We start from the raw sequence: 17799 nt of genomic DNA, 5'->3' as shown, positions 1-17799 counted from the left end.
CTACTTCTATTTCAACCTAATCTTACTCAACGCCCCGGTATTAATATCCGTAAAATATAAATATCCCTCATCCGGCGATAAAAAGACTGACTCGGCGGTGTAGTCGCCATTAGGTTGGGCTAATAAACTTTTAGTGCCGGTTTTTAAATTAACTTTATAGAAATAATCAGGAATGTCATTGGCTAAATCAGGATAAAGCCCGGCGCCTTCAGGCAAATAGCTCGGCACGGCGCAATAAGCAGTCTGATTATCACGACCAATGGTGCACTTATCAATCCAAGTATCCACCCCTAAATATTTCCTGTTCATGCCAATGCTGTCCCCTTGAGCATCTGCTACCCACAAGGTTGGCCTGAACCCGGCTTCGGAATTATAAACGCTGTAGACTAATTTATCTCCCTGCGGAGTCCATTGAGATTCAAAACCCCGGCCGTGCGTAATCATTGATTTAAAATTCTCGCCGTGCAGGCCGATTAAAAATATTTCCTGGCGCTCCGCATCCATTGATTCCCAAAAGGTTGCTACTACTTGTCCGGTTGGCGACCAGGTAACCTGAACTTTATCGCCGTTTTCGCCCAAAGGTTCAATAGCTTCCGCCCCGCTGCCATCAGCTTTAGCCACGGCTAACCAGCGATTCTCTTTATCCTGGGCCAGATGTTTAAAAACAATCTCGTCAGAAGAAGGAGCAAAAGAAAAATCTTCCCATTGTTTCGGCAGAGTATATTGTTTTTCATTGTCAAAATCATACATTATTTTGGAACCATCGGGATATTCTAAAACCGCCCGGCTGGCATTGGGCGCCCAATTAACTTTGCTCACTTGATGGAACAATTTGTCAGTCAAAGGCATTGGCTCGCCATCCGGACCAATTCGATAAAATTTGCTTTCATCGCGATTATAATAAGCTATTGTTCCATCAGCCTGCGCCATTGCTCCTTCGGCCCGCACAGCTGTCACCTCTTTAACCTCGGTCAATCCTCCTTGAGCAATTTCTGACGGCTCTTCTTCTTTAATTGGCACTTCTGTAACCGGCGGCAATCCTTCATTAACTTCTACATACGGCGGCTGATTAACATATGGCCCGATATTCGGCAGCATTCCTGGGTACTCTTCATTCACATTGACCAATGGTCCAGGTACTGGCTTTCTAAAAAACGCATAATAAATCCCATAGCCCAGAGCAAGAACTATCAGTATGAAGCCAAGCAGGATGAAAAATTTTTTGTAGTTGAAAGTCATAAAAATATTATCTATTTTTTTTCTTTAAATCCTATTTCTTTTGTTGGCTCTGACTTCTTATCCAACAATCGCTTTATCGCCTCAAATACTACTCTGAATTGTTTATCATATTTCTTCTCCATTTTCTCAATCTTCTCCCGTAATTCTTTGTGAGTTGAGAGCATCTCTCTTAGTTTTATGAAAATCCTAATAATTTGAATGTTAACCTGAATTGCTCTCTCGCTGTTCAAAACGCTGGAAAGCATAGCCACTCCTTGTTCGGTAAATGCATACGGTAAATATTTTGCATGCTCGCCTCTTTTTAAGGTGCCAAATTGGCTCCTTAAAAATTGATACTCCTCCAGTGTTAACTCAAACATAAAATCAACCGGGAAACGGGAGGTGTTTCTTCTTGCGGCCCTTTTAAGTTCTTTTGTCTCAACGCCATAAAGCTCGGCTAAGTCCTGATCAAGCATCACTTTTCTGCCGCGAATAAAAATAATTTTATTGGTTACTCTTTCACTGGGAATAATAATTTTCGTGGACATAATTTTTGTTGTTTTATTTTTGAACAGTTGGTTCGCTATACGGACAAATAACGGACATCTACAATCCCGCAATTATCCCGCAGAAAATCCCGCAATCAAATATTTAAAACAAATAATTACTGGCTCAAATGCGGCTCATTAAGCATCAGAAGTTAATTTTGCAAAAGCGACAAAATCGCGACAAAAATCGCGACATCAAATATTTAATGTGTAAAAACTGGCTGGTCCCTGACCTTCTTTTCTTATTAATTTTGTCTTGAGAATTTCGTTGATATAACGTTGAGCCGTTCTTTTATCAATATTAAAAATATCCACCACATCATTACTGTCAATTCGACCCATTGTCATCATAAAGTCAACAATCTTGATTTGCTTCTTATCCAAATAAACCGGACCGCCAAGTTTTTTGCGCATTTTTACATCCAAACTCAAGGGAATTATTTTATCTTTTATTTTCCGCATCTCAAAATTAAAACCACTGATAAAATATTCCAGCCAGTTGGTTGAATCAGCTTGTAGACGTTCCTGATAATTTTTACCCAGATGAATGGCTTTATAATAGGCCGGCCTATCTTGATTATAATAATCTTCTAAAGCAAATAGTTTCCGAAAGTCATAACCTCGCTGATAAAGAATCAAAGTAGCTAAAATTCTCGCTGTCCGGCCATTGCCATCAGCAAAAGGATGAATAGCCGCGATTTCTGAATGGGCTAATCCAGCGACAATTATCGGGCAAATATTATCTTGTTTAGTTTTCTTAAGCCAAACCACTAAATCTTTAATTAATTTTGGAACCTGTTTAGCGTCAGGGCCAGTATATGATACTTTAATAATTTTACTGCCTCGACGGCTCACCACATAAACTTTGTCTTTTCTGAATTTTCCACATTTATCTTGAGTAAGGGTATTTTTGGTAACTAATCGATGAATTTCTAGAATTGTCTGGATTGTAATTGGCTTTTTCTTTTGGATGAATTGGAAAACATAATGCAAAGCATCGCGATAATTTTTGACTTCAAAAACATCTCGCTTGGGCGCATCCACTTTTTTACCGGCCAACACTTTTTCCACTTCATAACGATTTAAAATATTTCCTTCAATGCTCGTTGAAGAATGAATCATCCGCACCAAGGCCTCTCGCCTTAACCTGGCTTCCTCGCGAGGTAATATCAAAGTATGTAAAACCAATGACCGCACCTCGGCGATGTCCAAAAAATTATTAAGAATAGGATGGGTAATTGTATATTTGGGCTTGAACATGTTGGTTTAGTATTTTTATAAATATGGTTTATAAAATACACCATTATGTATTAATAGTACAAATTAATCAAACACATAGGTCAGATTAACCGGGCATGCCCTCTGTCCCACATAAAAACCTGCTGAAGAATAGTGCCACCATTCTGGTTTTAATACATAGCCCTTCACAACCGGATTATTATGAAGATAATCAACTTTTTCAACTAAAAACTTATCAGTTGTTATTGTTTCCGGATAATTTTCCCGCTGCCAAATTTGAAATTCACTTCCTTTTTTCCTTGAATACGAATGCTCCAGCAATCTTAAAATATAATGACGATTATCTAACTTAAGTAATTTCTTAACTTCTGTTGTTGTGTAATGTTTAAAATCTCTAATCGACACAGTTAAATCATCTTGAGCCGCAACAATAAGGTGTGTATGGTTGGTCATAAAAACAAATGCATACACAATCAATCCTTTATTTTTTACACAATAATTTAAACTGTTGGATAGTACTTTGAAATATTTATCCGAAGTAAAAATGTCTATCCATTCAATTACAGTTATTGTCATAAAATGTACTAACCGTTTATCGTTAATATGAATTCTGGGTGATGGCATATTTTTTATGGTCATTGATTGTTAGTGTGGGTGTTTGGTTGCTGGGCTGCTGGCTCCAAGTTCTACTTGGAGCCGTTATGCGTATGCCGTTAGTCGTTCCGTTTTGCACAGTCGTTGCGTAACCGCATGTCGGCTCTTGGTGGAACCAAGAGCCAGCGGGAGGTTATCCACATAGTGGGGGTTGACAAAAAATATGGGTATGCTATACTGTTTAATGTGATAACACTCTGGAGTATCCCCGCAAGGGGATAGCTCCAGATTTTTTTATTTATGATGAGTTTCTCTAACTACTGGCTAATTATTGTTTTTAATTTCCTTAAATCAACAAATTTAGCTCTTTCTATGAGTTCTCTTGCTACCCTACCTCTAGTGGACATCACAATAATTCTTTTTCTATCTTTTTTTATTTTATCTATGGGCGCGGCAAAATCACTATCACCGCTCATTAAAATGGCAGTATCGTAACTCTCCCTTAACTCCACTATTTCTAAAGCAATCTCTACATCTAAATTACTTTTCCATTTATATCTTTCATGCCCTGTGTTAATCTTTTTTATCTCTTTTGTTCTCAAAATGTATCCATTAATATCAAGCATATCAAGAAATTTTTTCTGTCCGGAATTATTTTTGTCAACTCCAGTATAAGCAAAACATTTTGTATTATCCCCACACTCTGATTTAAAATATTTAATCAGTTTTTCATAAGAAATTTTCCAGCCCAATGTATCCTGTGAATAAAAAACATTCTCAACATCTATAAAAACATAAACTTTTCCTTTGATATATTTTGAAATCATGTTTTTTAAACTTTGTTTTAAAATGAAATTCTTTAAAACACTAATTCCTGTCCTTCTCCACATATCGGCTCTTGGTGGAACCAAGAGCCAGCGGGGATGTCAGCGGGGGTAGAACCAAGAGCCAGCGGGGGCAAGAGCCAGCGGGGTAGAACCAAGAGCCAGCGGGGGGCGGAAAAGCTCTAATGGTGCATTTACACCATTTGCACCATTAACTAGAGTTTACTTGGAAGACTATTTGCACCATTAAAAACTATCTATATTAACTTGCTGCTTGCTGGCTCCATGTTCTACGTGGAGCCGTTGTGTGTATGCCGTAAGTCGTTTTATTTTGCGCTGCCGTTGCGTAACCGCATGTCGGCTAAAAAATTTATCTATTTTTAATATCCGTAGTATCAATATCTACTTTCACGCCAACATCTATCTGTCCTTCTAAAAGAAATAAACCAATCCACTCATCACGCCAGTGTTCTGAAACATAGGCTGGTATTACATTCTCACCCTTCTCATTCAGAAAAGCATTCCCATCCGCATCAATAGCAATCCAATCATCAGTATCCCAGTTATCCTCCATCAATACACCCAAGAAAAAACCCTTTGCCATGGAGTCGCCTCCGCAATGTTCTAACCCCCGTGCTTTACAACAATACTCTTCCAAATCAATCACATTAAGTCCGAAAGCATAGGATGACCCATTTCCTAAAACCATCCCCTCTACACCCAGTACTTTTATTTCTTCTTCGCATTCTGCATAAGCCCAAATTTCCCGTACTTTCTTATTTCCTTTCAAATCCCCATAAATGGTGACCTGCACACAAGCATAATCCTCATCTTCCTGCTTGGCAAGGCATTTTTCGCCAGTTGGTTGGCAATCGTTACCTAAACAGGTTATATTTCTAGTTTCTTCTATTGCATATGTAGACACATATTCTTTCCCACATGACCCTATATCATCGTGTTTATTGTCATCCTTCTTAATAGTAATTTGGGGAAGATCACAAGCTCCCTCGGTTTTACATTTTAAGGTTAAGCTCTCCGTCAAACTCAAGTCCTTACACCACATCGCACTCTGATGTATCGTCGGTATCATCTTAACCTTCACCCCCTCAAACTCAACCAATTTAGGATTAATAGTATTTAACAAAACAAAACTCCCCAAAGCCAAAACCAAGCCAATAATCGCATTCATTATCCGAGACTTTGCTTTACCAATAGTAGCGGAATTGCCAGCCGCGGCAATCCATTGAAACCCAGCCACCATAATCATTACCACGGCTAAAATAGAAAGTGTGATAATAGACCATTCAATAAGCTTTGCAATATAATCGCCAATACCTCGAACTGTTTGGGTTTCAAGGCTATTTAGAGGAACGCTTAATTTAACTTCTGGGGGGGGCACAAGACAAATTACGCCTTGATTTGTATCTCCAATATCTTTATCAATACAACCACCCTCTGAGAAAAAATTATGATTATCAACGGGTGATTTGCCCTCTTTAGCTAAAAGTTCTCCGCATTTTTTGGCACACTCCTCTTTTGTCCACCACAACCCCGCATTCTCATCTGCCGCATAAACAGTATTAACCAACAACAAAATCCCTGCTTGGACAACAACCAGTAAAATAATAATTAGTAAAAAGGTTTTGGAAAGTTTGTCTTTGAACATAAAAGCATAAAAGCATTAAAACATTAAAGCAAGAAATCATTAAAACATTAAAATATTAAAACAAATTGCTTTAATGACTTCATGTTCTCGTGTTTTAATGTTCTGGTGTTCTCGTATTTTAATGTTCGTCAGTTATCCACATCTAAAGCTTGACTTTTTTTATAAACCTGCTATACTTGTAATAGTGATATTGATATCACTTTCCTTGGCCTTTTGACCAAGGAACAGCAACGCTACCCCGGGATAAAACCCGGGGCTTGTTTTTTTGTCTCAAAATCACCTCATTTTTAATCCTATTTAAATAAAGGTGCCAGCACTGCCGTAATTCCCAAGCCATATTTTCTTCATAGCCAATAAATAAAATGCCTTTCTTTTTATCATAAACAACATAATTTTTGAGCTCAACAAAATCACTATCTCCACTAACCACTATAACTACATCTAAATCGTCAACATTCCTAACAACATCTATAGTAATCTCAACATCAACATCGGCTTTTTTCATCACCTTGCCGGCAATTGGCGTATATTTTATTGGCTTCTTCTTCAAGGTGACGAACCGCCCTATTTTAGCCAAGAATCTTTTTGTTCCTAAAAATACATTATCGCTTTTATCAGGAATTGCAAGGTGATAATGAATAAATTTTAAATCACAGCTATCTTCTAATAACTTTCTAAACTTCCCAAAATCAATGCGTCAGCCATATTTTTGATAAGCATGATAAAGATTAGAGTCATCACAAAAAACCCCGACTTTTTTATTTTTAAGGAGCTCTGAAATTTTAGAAAGTTTGTCTTTGAACATAAAAACATGAAAGCATAAAAACATTAAAGCAAGGGAACAAAATTGTTAAATTTTTACATTGTTGATTACATTGCTAAATTGCTAAATTGCTAAATTGTTATACCGTCACGATTTGACCGAAAGCAATTTAACAATGTAACAATGTAACAATGTAACAATATTTTCTGCATCACTCCCCTCCTATTATTTCCTTAAGGCCCCCAAGCCCTATTTCTTTAACTGTCTCTATGGGATTTGCAAAAACATAAGCCAGGATTGCCACCAGTAAAACAACAAACAAGAAAATCAAACCAATAATGCAATCAGCAATCAGAACAAAAGCTTTTTCCCACCAGGCAATTTTATATTTTTTATTAAAGAACGAATACAGCCATTCCAGATGTGCGATCAAAATAAACGAGGGAGCAGAGGCAAAAATCTCACCAATTGAACCAAGCCCGCCGGTAACCATTTTTATTACGCGAATAATATTCTTAATCCCTTTATATGTTTTCTCTACACCTTCAATGCTTTCCAATTTTTGCTGCGCCTGCTTAGCTTTCTGCGAATGCAAAGCCTTTTCGCGCTGATTTTTTAAAATCTGGGCCAAATGCCGCTCGCCAGTAGATTTTAATTCTGGCTGTTCTTGGTCTAAACTCTTTTCTTGAGCTTCTCTTTCCTGTTTTCCCCCTCCCTGTTCTGCCTCCCTCGAAGGTATGTCGCCTATGGGCTGGATAGAACCTGCTTGCCTTTTTTGCCATTCTAATTTCCGCTTTACATCTGGCTCTTGCTCTGGTCTAATTTGCTTTTCTTCATTTGCCATATATTCATTAAAACATTAAAACATGAAAGCATGAAAGCAATTTTGCTTTAATGCTCTAGTGCTTTCATGCTCTAGTGGTGATCACTGCCAGTAAGCAGCAGCTACCAGCCAATTATCGCCATATCGCTCGAGCTCAATGGTAATGTCTTGATAATACACGCGGGGGTTTACAAAATTGTCCCCGGCTTCCTGCCGCTGGCATTTAACTAAAAACTCTGCGTTGCCGCCAACCGCATCATAACTATTCTCTTGCGTGGAAAGGGCTTTGGTGGTTTGGCCATAATAAATATCTTTATCACCTTCCCCGGAAATAATAAGATTATTTTCAACCCAAGACCACATTTGAGGCGTCATAAATACTTTTAATTCTTTAAAATTCTGATAATTATTTTGGCTAGAATAGCTGCCAAACTTTTCGGCAAATGATGAGGAAAATTGAGCGAGTTGACCTCGTTTGACTTCTTCTGGGCTGACAGCTATTGGCGGTGGCATTATGGGCGCCCCTTCTTCCGGCAAACCCGGTGATTCCTCTGGCATCTCTTTCTCTTGGTTGGTTAAAACAACTGGCTGATTCTCAAACAGCTCTAATATATTCTCGTAATTCAGGTAAATTATAAATACCAACAATACCAGAAGGATTGTGATGATGATAGTTAGAATTATTTTGGTTCGTTTAGACATGATGTTGTTAATAGGGTGAATAAAGTTAATAAGGTTAATAAATCCATTATTTATTGTTTTTGTTTTCTCTGTATGGAATTGATGTAATTGTTAATTCCTATTTTTAATTTCTCATAACGACGACTTAGATTTTGAAAAGTTTTAATATCAATATATTTCCTTCCCCAAGCAACCGCTAAGTGACTTTGGGTTTCTTGAACCTCTCCCCTTGCAATATATAGGACTCTCATTTTGTCAGCATAGCGGTAGCGACCATGAGCTTCGGCAATATTAGCAATCACGGAATTGACTGACTTTCTTGATTGGCTGGTAAGTGCATATTTTTCTTCTGAAGGATATTTGTCGGTTATATCATATACCTCCATTGCTAATTTGTAACCATCTTTCCAAATATCCAATTGATAAAACTTGTAAGGCGTTTCTTTTCTTTTATTAACTTTATTAACCACTGTATTAACTCTATTAACTTTTAATCTTAAATCCAAATTATAAAATTACCAAGCCAAAACTATGCTTATGTACCACCTGCCGCCCCCATCTCCTCCTCAAACTCTTTTTTCGCAATTTCAATCTCTAGCAACTGCCGCGGATCAGAAGTAATCAACTGGTCTTCCGTATAAGAAGCAACGACTTTGATGGCCGCATGCTTAGCGCCGGCAAAGAAAATGCCTTCCCCCACGCCAGATTCTAATAATAAATACCGCTCACCTTGAGTCAATTTAAATGTCTCAGCAATCAAATCAATGCCCGAGGCGGATTGCTTCAGCAATAACTGCATTGCCGAATTATTAACAATGGCCTGGCCATAAGGGGACCTTAAAAAATCATTAATATCTTGGGTAATAGTGGTAACACCCAAATAATATTTCCGACAACGTTTTATCAACGCGAAAATAAATTTAGCGCTATCTTCATGTTGCATTAACCACCAAGCTTCATCAATAGTTAAAATTCTCTTTTTTGTCTCACTGCGAACAATGTTCCAAATGTAATTGACAATCGTATAAATTGCCATTGGCCGCAACTCGTCCTCTAAATCCCGCACCGAAAAAACAACTAGCTGATTATGAGCATCAATATTCGTTGGACTATTAAGCAAGCCAGAAAATGTGCCTTCAGTATATTTTTTAAGCCGGGCCGCCAAATCATCACCGCCAGACATACTCTCTAAAACATCCAGTAAATCCGACATCACAGGCGGATTAACCTCCTGGTTGAGGTTGGTCTGAGCCGTAATGTCAACCTTGGCATATGCTTCTAAAAGGGCCCTGTCTAATAAAGCATCCTCGGATGGCGTAAAATCAGGACGGCCATTTTCATCACGCACACCAATCATTATTTTTAACAAACCCTTCAAGGTGATTACTGCTGAACGTAGGATACTGGCTGTATCAATCTTTCCGCCAGTCGGTCTGGGCAGATCAAAGGGATTTAATTTGGAATCGGAATTCAAAGAAATGTTGATATAAGCGCCGCCAACCGCATCTGATAAATGTTTATATTCCATTTCTGGATCAATAATAATCACTTCAGTACCCAACATCATGCTTCTTAAAACCTCTAACTTAACTGCGTAACTTTTACCCGCGCCAGAAGTGGCCAACACTACTGCGTTGGCGTTCTGCAAGGAAAAACGGTCAAAAAGAATCAGGCTGTTATTATGGCGATTTATGCCATATAAAATGCCGTTATCACTGGAAAGATCGCTGGAAACAAAAGGAAACGAAGCCGCGCAAGGCGAAGTATTCATATTAAAACCAATCTGCAACTCGTCGTTAGCCAATGGCAAGGTGGAGTTAAAACCCTGCTCTACTTGAAACAAAGCCCGCTTAGTAAAAATTAGTTTGGAGCCCAGGGCCTCTTCAACCCGTCGGCTAAGGGTGTTTAACTCTTCTTTGGTATTGGCATAAATAGTAACATATAGTCCAAACCGGAAAAAATATTCGGTGCCTTGAGTCAAAGAATCCCGTAAATCTTCAACATCCCTTAGGGCTGTCTCTTTGACCGGGTCTCTTGGGGCCCCTTTATCCAAATCTGCAGCCAAATCAGCTTCGATCTGCCCGACCTTATTTCTTAATTTTTTAAGAATATACGAACTCTCAATTTTATAAAAAAACATAGAGATATCCAAAGGCGCGCTCAAATTGATGATTGGCGCAAACCAGCCAACCGCTACATATCGCGGATAGGTGACTACAAATATAGTACGCACAAACTTATCATTTAACTCTAAATGATGCGGGGTAATCTGCATAGAGGTCGGGGCAATCAAATCCCTTACTACAGCTGTTCCCTGAAGATAAGCCTGTTCTGCTTTAAGGGTTTCTTTTTCCACTTGCACCCCCTCCTGTTCCTTTCTCAATTTTTCGGTAGTCGTGATCTCCTGTTTTTCCCCTACTTTTATAGGTTGTTCTGTTGTTGGTTTAAAAGCCATAATTTATTATATGTTCATCTTTCATATTTTTATTTATCATCTTAAAAATGATGTGGCTAATAAAATATGGTTAATAAATTGTTAATAGGGTTAATAGAGTTAATAAATTTGTGAAACATTCCGTCTTTTTATTAACTTTATTAACAATGTTCTCGTTATCCCTTAATTTCTTAATTTCTTCGTTATTAACTTTTATTAACTATTTATTAACTCTATTAACATCTAATCTGCCAACTATCAACAATTATCAATTATTAATTATCAATTATTTCGCGCTTGCCTTTATTAACTCTATTAACCTACGTTACTCCCCTAGTCTAAGCTTATCAACGTCCACCATCTTCTGGTCTTCACTGATCTCGGGATTATATGTTTTATAATAAAGCTCAATTAAACTCTGGGAATCCAGCGGGGCCGCGCCAAGGCCCATATTAGTAAGCGAATTAATAATAAAACCTGTTCTCTTGGATAATTCTTCCCGGTCTTTTGCAAACTTTTTCTGGCTTAATTTAATCTTTCTGGCTTGCGCAAAAACTCCGAACAGGCGAGTGAAAAACCCTTGATGCTTGTCCGCCAGAGGATTATAACTTACCACTGCGTAAAAATGTTTTGTCATAATCTCACTCATCTCTACTAACTCTTTAACATACTGGACATATTCTTGGGTTTGCATTTTGAGCAATTCATTGCTCTGCTCCTTCCCCACTCGCTGCAAGTCCTCCAGATAGGCATCAATATCTAATTTCCGCGATTGAATCACAATTTGCAAAGGGGAATCTATTGAATTCAAAAAGCCTACATAAGCGCCCACAATGGCATTCTGTTCTTCCTCGCTTTTTAGGGCAAAATTGATAGAGGAAACCAATATCACCGCTCGCAAGCTCCCGTCTTTCATTATCACCACATCATCACGAATTTCTGCAATATCAAGGAACTGCTGAGTGGAATGTTTTGGTTTTGATTTGGCTAATTTAGGCATAAGATACTACCAACGCTATTATACATTAAATACAATACTCGCTATATTGTTAAATTGTTAAATTGCTTTCGGTCAAATCGTGACGGTATAACAATTTAGCAATGTAATCAACAATGTAGCAATTTAACAATTTTGTTCCCTTGTTTTCATGTTTAAATATTAAAATGTTTAAATGTTATTCCTCTTCCCGATAAGCCCCCCCGGTATCAACGATTAAAGAAAGTCGGGAGAGTTGCGAGACAGATAACGGACCCTTGCTCCGCCTTTTTTGATCTTTGGTCTGGTCTTTGTCTTCGGATTCTTTTACCATTGCGCTTTCCTGGGCCCCAAATTTTGCCTTGTTCCAGACCCTGGAGTTTGGTCGTTTAAGGGTCTCCAAAAAATTTAGTAAAAAATAATGAAAGGGCTGGCCATTAATCCTAACAAAAGCAAAAAGAACCGTGAGGCCTATAATAATTATAGCTTGCACAAAGAATAACGGCAAATCTGACAGCTTAAAACTCAAAAAAATAAAACCGCCGCCGACCATCAGCAATAAAAATTGCCTAACGCTAATCTTGCCAATCACTTGGGTTTCTCTTTCTATAAATTGGGGAACGGTGAATTGCTGCATGCGTGGATGTTATTATATTTAAGTGGATTACCAAATTTTTCTATTTTTTAATCTTAGGGTAACTCGTAGTAACTCGTTGTAACTCAATTGTAATACAGTTGTAATACGATAGTAATACAATTGAGTTACCACTGTATTACTATTGTATTACGCGAGGCGAGCCGCAGCGAGACGAGCTAGTTACAACGAGTTACAATAAACACCGAAAACCGCTACCAACTATGATTAAAAAAATACGCTGTTCTCGTCTAAAACCGCAACTCCCTGTTCAAGTCCGCAATCGCTTCAAATTCCGCCCGGCTCAAAGGCTCCTTGCCTTCGGCTTTACTCTCATTAATTATTTGTTCTACTGATTTTCCCTGCTCCATACTTTCTTGACCAATCTCTAAATAAAGACTATAAATTTCCGAGGCCCGCCAAGCCCTGACACCTAAAGCCTGCTTTTCTAAAGATTCTTCAGCCAAGAGTTCTATTTTTTCCTTTAAACGCTCGGCTGATTTTTCCGGATCTTCTGACCATCGTCTAAAATCCGCCAAGGTCAAGCCTCGAATTTCTTCAATCGGACCTACTAATTTTGACTTTGGTTGCCAGTCTGAAGTTTGATCTGAAGGAACTAGGTTATCAAATCTGGGTTTGAATGGCTTAATAGTTGGCTTTGGTCTCTCTGTTGTCGGTGCTGGCTGTTGTTTGGGTATGACTGGCTGCGGTTCTTTTGGCTCTGGTTTGACCGCTGGAGTTTGGGTTCCTTGTCTTTTTGATAAATCCGAAATAATCCGCCGCGGCTTAGCCATCTCTGGTTTCGTCTCTAACCCAGCCTTTTGCGGCACTTCGTGTTTTTGTGGTATTTTGTGCTTTTGCGGCCCTTCTGGTGCCTCTATTTTGTGTCCAGACTTAAGTTGTTCTGGCACCTCCAGGGTTCGCCCTGGTTCCATTTTTAACGGATAATGATTTTTAGCAATCTCGGTTACTTGTTCAAATTCTTTTCTAAACTTTTCCGTAACTTTTCCCTTGGCTATTTTTTCTGTCTCCGGCCTGGCTGGCGGTATTGCCCTTCCGCCAACGATTAGCTGAGCCAATTCGCTCCCCAAGACACTTGGTGTCTTCCGAGACACCAAGTGTCTATCCGCTGACCTAACTTGGCTCCTTAACTCCGCCTTGCTGGCTATTTTTTTCGCCTCCTGTTTTAGAGTAGCCATTATCTTATCAGCTTGTGGCTCTTTAAATCCCAATCCGCCTACCTTTTGCGAACGAATTAAGGTTTCGCGGGTCTCTATGGCGCCGCGGATATCTTTAAGAAAAGCAATAATAACATTTTTAAAACGGGATTCCAGAACCTTGTTTTGAGTGGAAAATTTTAATTTTTCAAAAATTTGGCTTGCAATTTGTTCATGATTAAGAGCACCCCCTGCTGTCCGCGGCATACTGGTTTTTAATTGGTCTATTTCTTGGGTTTCTGCCTGGGCTTGGTCTTTATCTGTAGAAGTTTTTCCGCTTATTTTTTGTATATCCTGTACTTTTCTTTTCTGGCTTTTCTGGCCGGCAAAATAATTTTCTAAATCCTTTTCTATAGGCTTAAAAATTTGTTGAATAAATTCATAGCCGATATCCACTGCCCTGCGAAATTCAATATCTAATTCTGTATTCAAAAACAAAGGCATTAAATTAAACTTCCGCTTTCCTTGGGAAACCTCTCTAATAAAAAATAGAATCTTATCGGAATCTTCATTTAAACTAAATTTAGTAATCAAATTTTTAACCTCCATTTGGGTCCTGTTAGAAGTTAAAAATTCTTCAATTTTTTCTTTTGAATAATTCATAATACTATAACACTTAATAAATTTCCACTATTTCCAAAAAACCCAACCATTATACCGCCATCGCCATATTCATATATTTTTAATTGGTGTTCTTTTTCTTAAACGTCCGCTTTATCTCCTCCAGCGGCGACTCTAAAGTGCCCAGCCGCTCATAATCATTATAACTGCCTGATGCAACATCATTCTCAAATTCTTTAATTCTTTCTAAAATCTCCCCTAATGTAACTCTATCAAATTTTTCCATCAACCCTTTCATGGCTTTTCCTAATTTTCTGTTCTTATCTAAAAGCTCTGGGTATCTGGTTGGAATACCAAAATCAAAATTTGTTGTTGAAAGCTTGCTAACGATATTGTCCAAAGCCAATCTTTCTTTTTTTATCACCTCAGTCCTTTCTTGAGTGCTCATAACTTTCTTGCCTAACGACTCCATATTAGTTCTGACGCCAGACAGACCTTCTTCAATTTCTGGCCTGATTGATCTATCATAAATGCCTTGCTCTAAATCCGCGATTCTCTCCTGCTTTGAACTATATATTTTACTAAAATTCTGAACTGCCCTTTTAGTCTCTTCTTTAATTGGTATTCCTCTCTCCCTTGCTGAAGTCTGCCCTATAGAAACCGCAGCCTGTTTTTTCTCTTTTATGTTAGCTTCCAACTCTATTGCCTTTTTCGTTGAATCACTGCCAGTAGTTCCATAATCGCTGTACAATTTAACTTCTTCTAATTCTCCTTCCAATTCTTTTATTTCTTTCTCAATTTCTTCCTCTCCTTTTGTTTTTCCTTCTTCAGCTGACTTCTTGGTTTTACCTATAATTTTCCGAACCTGATTTATATGCCTATCAACTAAATTCCTTTCTGAAAGAGCTTTGCCATTCTCGTCCAAAACCCCGGCCGAACCCTCCTCCCCGTTGGCATTTTTTAAAAGAATCCTCTCTGCTTCTTCTAATTTTTTCTCCACTTCTTTAATGTCAATATCGTCTCTGCTCACCGCTTCTGCTAATTCTTCAAAAATTTTTCCCTTGTCTGCTCCTGCTTTATCAGCAATCCGCATCATTGCTTTATCCATATCACTCATCTTCCTTTCTTCCTGCCTTATATTAACCGTTCTGCCAGATTCACCGGCCACTTTAACTGCCTCTTTTCGTTCCCGCGCTTGCTTTTTCACGATATCTTTTCTGTTCCTTTCTTCCTGTTCCTTCTCTATTTCGCTCCCTAAAACGCTTACGCCTAAATCCTCGCCATTAGTTACTCTTTGCATTTCCACACCAAATCTATCAAATTTAATCCTACCATCTCTATCTGTGACTGTCTGACTTTGGTGTAATCTTTTTTCATACATTTTTTTCATCTCATCGCCACTCACATCATGAGCTTCTTGAGCCTTCTTATTAGTAGCCAAAAACGCTAAAGACTTCAAAACGTCTTCCTGACTTTGAGCATCTAACCTATCATATTGATCATCAGTCATCCCTTGCAATTGATTAGCAATATACGATGAACCAATATGCCCTTCACTGTCAACCATTACACCCTTAGTTACCTTACTAACTATTCGAGCAACATCAGTTTGGCTCTTGCCTTTCATATCCTCTCTAACTTTCTCGTGTTTATTAATATAATTATCATCTTCATCATACTGCGGCCTTTTAAGATCCTCATCTTTAAGTTGTGCTCTTACTAATGCATCCAATACTTTATCACCACCAACAGCCTCCTCTATTTCTCTTTCATCTTTAAACCCTTGTAATTTTGCTTTTAATACTATCAGCATCTCTCTGTCAATACCAGTAGCTTTTTTAAGTTCCTTGTCTACTGAAGACAAAGTATTCACCCCTGCCTTTTTCTTCTCGTCAGCTCCTTCTTCTATTTGCCTGGCCTTAACCCTTGCTACTGCATGGGTATCTACCCCAACTCTTTGTTGCCATTTAGCTCGACGCAATTCGTCTGCTTTAGCTCTTTTTTCTCTTGACTTTGTATCCATTTTAACCTTCCCTAAACCCCACTCTTTTAAAGCAGAGGCAGCTGCCGGAATATTTGTCGCTTTCCAACCAGATCCCGCCACAGCCTTTGTACCCTCCCATGCTTTCCTTTTTGCATATCTAGCCGCTCCAAACCCCCCCAACGCCGCCTTCCCTGCCCCGGAAATCTTCCCTTGCCACTTACCAGCCATACTGCCAGCCACGCCGCCTAACTGTTGGGCTGCCATTAAAGAACCCATTAACATCGCAATGGCAATGGCAAAACCCAGCATATTTTCCGAACTACTGGCCTCGGAAGCAGCCGCAGAAATGCTTGTTTCGTTTCCTTTCGCATCCTTGCCGCCTCCATACTTAGTCTTTATAGTATCGATATCATTAGAGTCTCCCATAATGGCAAAAGAAAGCCACAAGAAAAACGCTAAAATTGGGCCGATGGTTACATATTTAGTAAAATTACTCCACCACATGCCAGAATATTTCTGGCCGCCTGGCGCGGCAGCGGCTAAATAGGCAATGGGCGAAACCACAACCAAAATCCACAAAGCAATAATTCTAATAATCAACACCGCCGCAATCACAGCTGTAACAATTACGGCGATAAGAAGCATAATTAAAGCTAAAACTAAAGAGGCAAGTGTACCAGAAAGGTCGACGTCTTCTACATTGTCTTTATATTTTAATAAACCCTGTAAACCAAACGCAGTGGTTAAATTACCAGCCGCGGCATACTTAAAACCATTAACAAAAGTCATCATCACTACCTGGGCCATATCAATAAAAACCCCGGCAATGGTTTTGCTAAAATTTATCAAAACCGCCATAATCAAAAGCATGGGCAAAAGACGTTTGTACGAATATCTCTCAATACTTAAAACCGTGGAAAAAGCCGTAACCAACAAAATCACAATAAAAAACATATTGCAAACATCCCGCAAAACTACCCAACCCTTAGCCACGGCCCCGGAATTAACAAAATCACCATAAGCGGCAATCTTAATCAAAATGTCAATCACCACCATTAAAAGTTTACCCAAAAGACCAATAAGGAATAAGAGGATGGTACCGAAAAAACCTAAAATCTGGCTCTCCCACGGAAGATTAAAGGCAAAAGCTGGCTGGCTAATCAGAAGGGCCAAACAAAAAACCGAAAAAAAGACAACCGTTGCTAACCAGGGACGACGGATTTTAAGAAAGTTGATTGCTTTTTTTCGGACTTCTATGTGCATGGGGTTTAGAAATTGAGGAATTGAGAAATTGAGAAAATTTATTTCTAACCATCAACCCTACCCTTTATTTCTAATTTCTTAATTTCTTAATTTCTCTATTTCTACTTTATTTCTATATCCAAAACTTACCGCAAAAACAAGGCGGAGTTAAAATAATAATACTAGTCATGAATACACCGACTTTAGCCATTTACAATTATAAATTGTCCTGTATAAATTATACCATAAAAGCTACAAAAAAACTATCCACAGACTTCATTAAAGCATTAAAACAAAAAAGCATTAAAGCAAAAAAGCATTAAAGCAAAAAAGCATTAAAGCATTAAAGCATTAAAACAAAAAAGCATTAAAGCATTAAAGCAAAAAAGCATTAA

At 38.5% G+C, this 17799-nt stretch carries 15 protein-coding genes; all 15 read right to left on the bottom strand.

The window, feature by feature from the left end; genetic code table 11:
• Positions 1-6: 6 nt before the first annotated feature.
• The 15 genes from KKD20_02795 to KKD20_02725 all read right to left on the bottom strand — a co-directional run bounded on the left by KKD20_02795 (position 7) and on the right by KKD20_02725 (position 17425).
• Complete coding sequence (locus tag KKD20_02795) at positions 7-1239, bottom strand: hypothetical protein (GenBank protein ID MBU4332024.1); 1233 nt, start codon at positions 1237-1239, stop codon at positions 7-9.
• 11 nt (positions 1240-1250) lie between these two features.
• Positions 1251-1766, bottom strand: a complete 516-nt coding sequence (locus tag KKD20_02790; protein ID MBU4332023.1) for an ORF6N domain-containing protein — start codon at positions 1764-1766, stop codon at positions 1251-1253.
• 195 nt (positions 1767-1961) lie between these two features.
• A complete protein-coding gene (locus tag KKD20_02785; GenBank protein MBU4332022.1) occupies positions 1962-3026 on the bottom strand; it encodes a Fic family protein in 1065 nt (354 codons plus the stop codon).
• Positions 3027-3089: 63 nt separating this feature from the next.
• Positions 3090-3458, bottom strand: a complete 369-nt coding sequence (locus KKD20_02780) for a hypothetical protein (protein ID MBU4332021.1) — start codon at positions 3456-3458, stop codon at positions 3090-3092.
• Positions 3459-3916: 458 nt separating this feature from the next.
• Entirely contained in the window at positions 3917-4426 is a 510-nt protein-coding gene (locus KKD20_02775) for an NYN domain-containing protein (protein MBU4332020.1), read from the bottom strand.
• 367 nt (positions 4427-4793) lie between these two features.
• Positions 4794-6089, bottom strand: coding sequence for a pilin (locus KKD20_02770; protein ID MBU4332019.1), 1296 nt, complete (start codon positions 6087-6089; stop codon positions 4794-4796).
• A 196-nt stretch (positions 6090-6285) separates the two neighbouring features.
• Positions 6286-6783 (bottom strand): NYN domain-containing protein, encoded by a 498-nt coding sequence (locus KKD20_02765; GenBank protein ID MBU4332018.1) that lies wholly within the window; start codon positions 6781-6783, stop codon positions 6286-6288.
• Between the two features lie 280 nt (positions 6784-7063).
• On the bottom strand, positions 7064-7696 hold the full coding sequence (locus KKD20_02760; GenBank protein ID MBU4332017.1) for a hypothetical protein: 633 nt from the start codon (positions 7694-7696) through the stop codon (positions 7064-7066).
• Between the two features lie 81 nt (positions 7697-7777).
• The gene (locus KKD20_02755) at positions 7778-8377 is read right to left on the bottom strand and encodes a hypothetical protein (protein ID MBU4332016.1); all 600 of its coding nucleotides are present in this window, start codon (positions 8375-8377) and stop codon (positions 7778-7780) included.
• A gap of 50 nt (positions 8378-8427) precedes the next feature.
• Positions 8428-8862: a four helix bundle protein gene (locus tag KKD20_02750; GenBank protein MBU4332015.1), complete on the bottom strand. Its 435-nt coding sequence runs from the start codon at positions 8860-8862 to the stop codon at positions 8428-8430.
• Between the two features lie 29 nt (positions 8863-8891).
• Positions 8892-10811 carry an ATP-binding protein gene (locus KKD20_02745; GenBank protein MBU4332014.1) on the bottom strand — a complete coding sequence of 640 codons (1920 nt, stop codon included), beginning with the start codon at positions 10809-10811 and terminating at the stop codon, positions 8892-8894.
• Positions 10812-11115: 304 nt separating this feature from the next.
• Positions 11116-11790, bottom strand: coding sequence for a TraC family protein (locus KKD20_02740; GenBank protein ID MBU4332013.1), 675 nt, complete (start codon positions 11788-11790; stop codon positions 11116-11118).
• Positions 11791-11965: 175 nt separating this feature from the next.
• The gene (locus KKD20_02735; GenBank protein MBU4332012.1) at positions 11966-12403 is read right to left on the bottom strand and encodes a PrgI family protein; all 438 of its coding nucleotides are present in this window, start codon (positions 12401-12403) and stop codon (positions 11966-11968) included.
• 248 nt (positions 12404-12651) lie between these two features.
• On the bottom strand, positions 12652-14220 hold the full coding sequence (locus tag KKD20_02730; GenBank protein ID MBU4332011.1) for a hypothetical protein: 1569 nt from the start codon (positions 14218-14220) through the stop codon (positions 12652-12654).
• Between the two features lie 79 nt (positions 14221-14299).
• A complete protein-coding gene (locus KKD20_02725; protein ID MBU4332010.1) occupies positions 14300-17425 on the bottom strand; it encodes a hypothetical protein in 3126 nt (1041 codons plus the stop codon).
• Positions 17426-17799 lie beyond the last annotated feature (374 nt).

It is taken from the genome of Patescibacteria group bacterium, assembly GCA_018896645.1.
Lineage (GTDB): Bacteria > Patescibacteriota > Patescibacteriia > UBA2591 > JABMQE01 > JAHIMF01.
Note: the sequence above shows the minus strand (reverse complement) of the source record. Positions and strands in the feature narration are given on the sequence as shown.

What these genes read in the sequence shown, in the direction of transcription:
- KKD20_02770 (MBU4332019.1), bottom strand. Translation starts at nt 6,089, where the DNA reads ATGTTCAAAGACAAACTTTCCAAAACCTTTTTACTAATTATTATTTTA.
- KKD20_02790 (MBU4332023.1), bottom strand. Translation starts at nt 1,766, where the DNA reads ATGTCCACGAAAATTATTATTCCCAGTGAAAGAGTAACCAATAAAATT.
- KKD20_02760 (MBU4332017.1), bottom strand. Translation starts at nt 7,696, where the DNA reads ATGGCAAATGAAGAAAAGCAAATTAGACCAGAGCAAGAGCCAGATGTA.
- KKD20_02740 (MBU4332013.1), bottom strand. Translation starts at nt 11,790, where the DNA reads ATGCCTAAATTAGCCAAATCAAAACCAAAACATTCCACTCAGCAGTTC.
- KKD20_02785 (MBU4332022.1), bottom strand. Translation starts at nt 3,026, where the DNA reads ATGTTCAAGCCCAAATATACAATTACCCATCCTATTCTTAATAATTTT.
- KKD20_02725 (MBU4332010.1), bottom strand. Translation starts at nt 17,425, where the DNA reads ATGCACATAGAAGTCCGAAAAAAAGCAATCAACTTTCTTAAAATCCGT.
- KKD20_02735 (MBU4332012.1), bottom strand. Translation starts at nt 12,403, where the DNA reads ATGCAGCAATTCACCGTTCCCCAATTTATAGAAAGAGAAACCCAAGTG.
- KKD20_02745 (MBU4332014.1), bottom strand. Translation starts at nt 10,811, where the DNA reads ATGGCTTTTAAACCAACAACAGAACAACCTATAAAAGTAGGGGAAAAA.
- KKD20_02755 (MBU4332016.1), bottom strand. Translation starts at nt 8,377, where the DNA reads ATGTCTAAACGAACCAAAATAATTCTAACTATCATCATCACAATCCTT.
- KKD20_02730 (MBU4332011.1), bottom strand. Translation starts at nt 14,220, where the DNA reads ATGAATTATTCAAAAGAAAAAATTGAAGAATTTTTAACTTCTAACAGG.
- KKD20_02780 (MBU4332021.1), bottom strand. Translation starts at nt 3,458, where the DNA reads ATGACCAACCATACACACCTTATTGTTGCGGCTCAAGATGATTTAACT.
- KKD20_02795 (MBU4332024.1), bottom strand. Translation starts at nt 1,239, where the DNA reads ATGACTTTCAACTACAAAAAATTTTTCATCCTGCTTGGCTTCATACTG.
- KKD20_02775 (MBU4332020.1), bottom strand. Translation starts at nt 4,426, where the DNA reads ATGATTTCAAAATATATCAAAGGAAAAGTTTATGTTTTTATAGATGTT.